The sequence below is a fragment of the Stenotrophomonas sp. PS02297 genome, from assembly GCF_029959705.1.
GTDB classification, from domain to species: domain Bacteria; phylum Pseudomonadota; class Gammaproteobacteria; order Xanthomonadales; family Xanthomonadaceae; genus Stenotrophomonas; species Stenotrophomonas nitritireducens.
This window is the reverse complement of record NZ_JASCOS010000185.1, coordinates 1-4,574: the sequence shown is the minus strand read 5'-3', so window position 1 is coordinate 4,574 and position 4,574 is coordinate 1. Positions and strand designations below refer to the sequence as shown.

Below are 4,574 nucleotides of genomic sequence, written 5' to 3'. Positions count from 1 at the left end.
GGCGCTGGCGGCCACGGTCGCCTCGACCCGCGCGCGCAGCTGCGCGACGCCGGCGCCGCCGTCGCGCAGCACCTTGCGGCCCAGCAGGTCCAGCCCCTGGATGCCGGTGGTGCCTTCGTGGATCGGGTTGAGGCGGTTGTCGCGGTACAGCTGTTCCACGTCGTAGTCGCGGGTATAGCCATAGCCGCCGTGGATCTGGATGGCGAGGTCGTTCGCCGCCAGCCCGTACTCGGACGGCCACGCCTTGACCACCGGCGTCAGCAGGTCGAGCAGGCGGCCGGCGTCGGCGGCCGTGCCGGCATCGCCGCTTAGCTGGTCGTCCAGCAGCCGCGCCGCATACAGCACCAGCGCCAGCGCGCCCTCGGCGTAGGCCTTCTGTGCCAGCAGCATGTGTTTGACATCGGCATGCTCGATGATCGCGGCCGGCCGTGTGGTGCCGCCCTCGGCGGTGCGCCCCTGTACCCGGCCGCGTGCGTACTCGACCGACAGCAGGTGGCCGCGGCAGCCGGCGGCGGCGGCGCCGAGGCCGACGCCGGTACGCGCCTCGTTCATCATGTGGAACATCTGCGCCAGCCCCTCGCCGGCCTCGCCGATGCGCCAGCCGATCGCGCCGCCGGCACCGTCGGGGGCGTGCCGGCCCTCGCCGAAATTGAGCAGGCAGTTGGAGGTGCCGCGATAGCCCATCTTGTGGTTGAGCCCGGCCACGGCGATGTCGTTGGCCTGGCCATCGGGCAGGTGCTTGGGCACCACGAACAGCGAGATGCCCTTGATGCCCGGCAGCGGCTTGCCGTCCGCGCCGGGCGTCCTGGCCAGCACCAGATGCACGATGTCGCCGGTGATGTCGTGGTCGCCGGCGGAGATCCACATCTTGTTGCCGTGCAGGCGGTGCCGCGCGCCCAGCGCGTCCTCGCCGTCGGGCAGCGCCAGGGTGCGGATGTCGGCCAGCGAGGAGCCGGCCTGCGGCTCGGACAGGCACATCGTGCCCAACGCCTGGCCGCGGATCTGCGGCAGGGCGAAGGCCTCGACCTGGGCGGCGTTGCCGAACGCGGCCAGCAGGCGGGCGTTGGCGATGGTCAGCATCGGGTAGGCGGCCACGGCCAGGCTGGCGGCCATGAACTGGCCGATGCTGGCGTAGTGCAGCAGCTGCGGCAGCTGCAGCCCGCCGACGTCCTGCCCGAACGGCCCGGCGAGCAGGCCGGCGTCGATGTAGTCGCGCACCGCGGCGGTGACTTCGGGGGCGAGCGCGACGCCGTCCGCCGTCAGCGCGGGCTCGCTGCGGTCGCTGGCCCTGAGCGCCGGCAGGAACGCGTCCGCGGCCAGGCGCTCGCTCAGGTCGAGCACGGCGGCCACGGTGTCGCGGCTGTGCTCGGCATAGTGCGGCCGTGCGAACAGGGCCTCGATGCCCAGCCAGTCGAACAGCAGGAAGTCGAGGTCGCGGCGGTCGAGCAGCGCGGTGCCCATGCTCAGATCACTCCCGCGCCGCCATCGATCACCAGTACCTGCCCGGTGATGTGGCGCCCGGCTTCCGAGGCCAGCAGCAGGGCCGCGCCCTTGAGGTCGTCCTCGCCGCCGAGGCGGCCCAGCGGGGTGTGCGCGACCATGTAGTCGCCATGCTGGTCGATCATGGCGTTGGCCAGCCGGGTGGGGAAATAGCCCGGCGCGATCGCGTTGACGTTGATGTTCCTCGGCCCCCACTCGGCGGCGAGCGCGCGGGTGAAGTTGACCACCGCGCCCTTGGCCGCGTTGTAGGCGATGGTGCCGATCATGCCCGGGTAGTTGCCCTGCAGGCCGGCCACCGAGGCGATGTTGAGCACCTTGCCGTAGCCATTGGGGATGAAGCTGCGCCGCCCGGCGGCCTGGGTGAGCAGGAACAGGCCGGTGAGGTTGAGGTCGATGACCTTGTTCCAGCCGTCCAGCGGGTAGTCCTCCATGGGTGCTCCCCAGCTGGTGCCGGCGTTGTTGACCAGGATGTCCAGCCGGCCATGCCGTTCGACGATCTGCGCCACCAGCGCGTCGGCCGCTTCCGGCGTGCCGAGGTCGCAGGCCACCGCTTCGGCGCGGATGCCGCGCGCGCCCAGGTGCGCGACTGCCGCATCGAGGTCGGCGGGCCGGCGGGCCGCCAGCACGATGTGCGCGCCGTACTCGCCCAGTGCTTCGGCGATCTGCAGGCCAAGGCCACGCGAGCCGCCGGTCACCAGCGCGATGCGGCCGCCCAGGTCGAACAGCTGGGCCAGGCGGTGTGGGGTCGAGTCAGTCATTGAGGTCTCCGAAAGTCCGGTTTTCGCGCACCAGGCGCACAAGCAGTTCGGCCGGTTGCCAGGTCCAGCCCGCGTGGCCGCCGGCGAAGCGTTCGATGTCGGCCAGCAGCCGCGGCAGGCCGAGCCGGTCGGCGTGCAGCATCGGTCCGCCGCGCACGGCGGGGAATCCATAGCCGGCGGTCCATACCACGTCGATGTCCAGCGGCCGCCAGGCGATGCCTTCCTCCAGGATGCGCGCGCCTTCGTTGACCAGCGCCAGTAGGCAGCGGGCGACGATTTCCGCATCGTCGATGGCGCGGCGCGGCAACCCGATCTCGGCGGAGTGCGCGACCACCAGCGCGTCGATCTCCGGATCCACCACCGGCGTGCGGCCGTCCGGATAGCGGTAGACGCCCATGCCGGTCTTCTGCCCGAAGCGGCCCAGTTCGCACACCTTGTCGGGGAAGCGCGAATACGGACGCTGCGGCTGTTCGATGGCGCGGCGCTTGCGGATGCTCCAGCCGATGTCCTGCCCGGCCAGGTCCATCACCCGGAATGGCCCCATCGCGAAGCCGAACGCTTCCATGGCGCGGTCGACCTGCTGCGGCAGCGCGCCTTCTTCCAGCAGCAGGTAGGCCTGCCGCAGGTATTCCTCGAACATGCGGTTGCCGATGAAGCCATCGCACACGCCGGCGACGACGCCGACCTTGCCCAGCCGCCGCGCGAACGCCATCGCGCTGCCCAGCACCTCCGGCCGCGTGCGCGCGCCGCGCACGATCTCGACCAGGCGCATCACGTGCGCCGGGCTGAAGAAATGCATGCCGAGTACACGCCCGGGATCGCGCACTGCATCGGCGATGGTGTCGACGTCGAGCGTGGACGTGTTGCTGGCCAGGATCGCGTCCGGCCGGGTGGCCTTGTCCAGCGCGGTGAACACCGCGCGCTTGACGGCCATGTCCTCGAACACGGCCTCGATGACCAGGTCGGCGTCGGCGACCCCGGTCTCGAGCCGCGGTGTCGCCGTCAGTGCCGCCATGCGCGCGGCGGCGGCGGCGCTGGACAGGCGTCCCTTCTGGACATCGCGGCCGAAGGTGGCGTCGATGCGGGCGACGGCCCGGTCCAGTGCCGCCGGGTCGGGGTCGATCAGGGTCACCGGCAGCCCGCTTGCCAGCAGCGCGGTGGCGATGCCCGCGCCCATCACTCCGGCGCCGATCACCGCCGTGCGCTCGAGCGGGTGCGCGCCGCTGCCGGCCAGCGATGCCGGCAGCCGCGCTGCCGCGCGTTCGCCGAGGAATACGTGGCGCAGCCCCTGCGATTCGGGCGAAGCGAGCAGGTCGTCGAACAGCCGTTGTTCCAGCGCCAGGCCTTCGTCGAAAGAGAGCCCGAGCGCGGCCTCGACGCAATCGACGATGTGGCCGGCCGCGACCGCCCCGGCGCCGCGGCGCGTGCCGGCCGCCTGGCGCGCGCTGGCGAGCGCGGCCTGCGCCTGCTCATCCGGCGCCTGGTGGTCGCGTACGCGAATGCAGCGGCCGCCGAGCGAGTCGGCGTGGCGCAGCGCCGCTTCCAGCAGGTCGCCATCGGCGATGGCGTCGATCAATCCGCTGGCCAGCGCCTGCCCGGCGTCTATCGGCGTGCCGTCGATCATCAGCGACAACGCCTTCGCCGCACCGACCAGGCGCGGCGTGCGCTGCGTTCCGCCGGCGCCGGGCAGCAGGCCCAGGCTGATCTCCGGGAAGGCGAAGCGGGCGCTTCGGGCGGCCACGCGCGCATGGCAGGCCAGCGCCAGCTCCAGCCCGCCGCCGAAAGCTACGCCGTGGATGGCGGCGACCACCGGCACCGGCGAGGCATCCAGCGCCTGCATCAGCGCGCGGATCGCGTCGGCCTGGCCGGAATCGTTGCCGAGCTCGCCGATATCGGCGCCGGCGCAGAAGCAGCGGCCATCGCCGACCAGCACGAGGGCGGCGACGCCGGCGGCGCGACCGCTGCGGGCGATCTCGCCGGCCAGCTCGCCAGCCAGGGCGCGCCCCAGCGCGTTGACCGGCGCGGAGGAGAAGCGCAGCACGGTGGTGCTGCCGTATTGAATGGGTTCGATCGGCATGGAGTCCCCTGTCAGCGGGACGGGCCGCGAGAGCCCGTCGGCGATTGGTTACCCATTGAATGATTATTTTACCGATTGTTCAATAGATGGGCGCGGGCGAGCGCACCGCGGCGGCCTGCGGGCGGGGCGTCCGGTGTCGAGAGAGGGGGCGCCGAAGCCGGCGCGCGGCGCGCTCAGCGCCGGCGCGCGGGGCGTTGGGGGGCGTCGGCCGCGGTTGCCGCACCGGTGCGACGCCGGCG

At 72.5% G+C, this 4,574-nt stretch carries 3 protein-coding genes; all 3 read right to left on the bottom strand.

Features of this window, described 5'->3' with window-relative positions:
* Window positions 1-1,461, bottom strand: a 1,461-nt coding sequence (locus QMX80_RS18410; RefSeq protein WP_282278628.1) for an acyl-CoA dehydrogenase family protein, incomplete at its 3' end; no start/stop codon positions are given.
* Window positions 1,462-1,463: 2 nt separating this feature from the next.
* Window positions 1,464-2,258, bottom strand: a complete 795-nt coding sequence (locus QMX80_RS18405) for an SDR family oxidoreductase (RefSeq protein ID WP_055771698.1) — start codon at window positions 2,256-2,258, stop codon at window positions 1,464-1,466.
* Complete coding sequence (locus QMX80_RS18400) at window positions 2,251-4,335, bottom strand: 3-hydroxyacyl-CoA dehydrogenase NAD-binding domain-containing protein (protein ID WP_282278625.1); 2,085 nt, start codon at window positions 4,333-4,335, stop codon at window positions 2,251-2,253. The genes QMX80_RS18405 and QMX80_RS18400 overlap by 8 nt, the downstream gene beginning before the upstream one ends.
* Window positions 4,336-4,574: the final 239 nt, after the last annotated feature.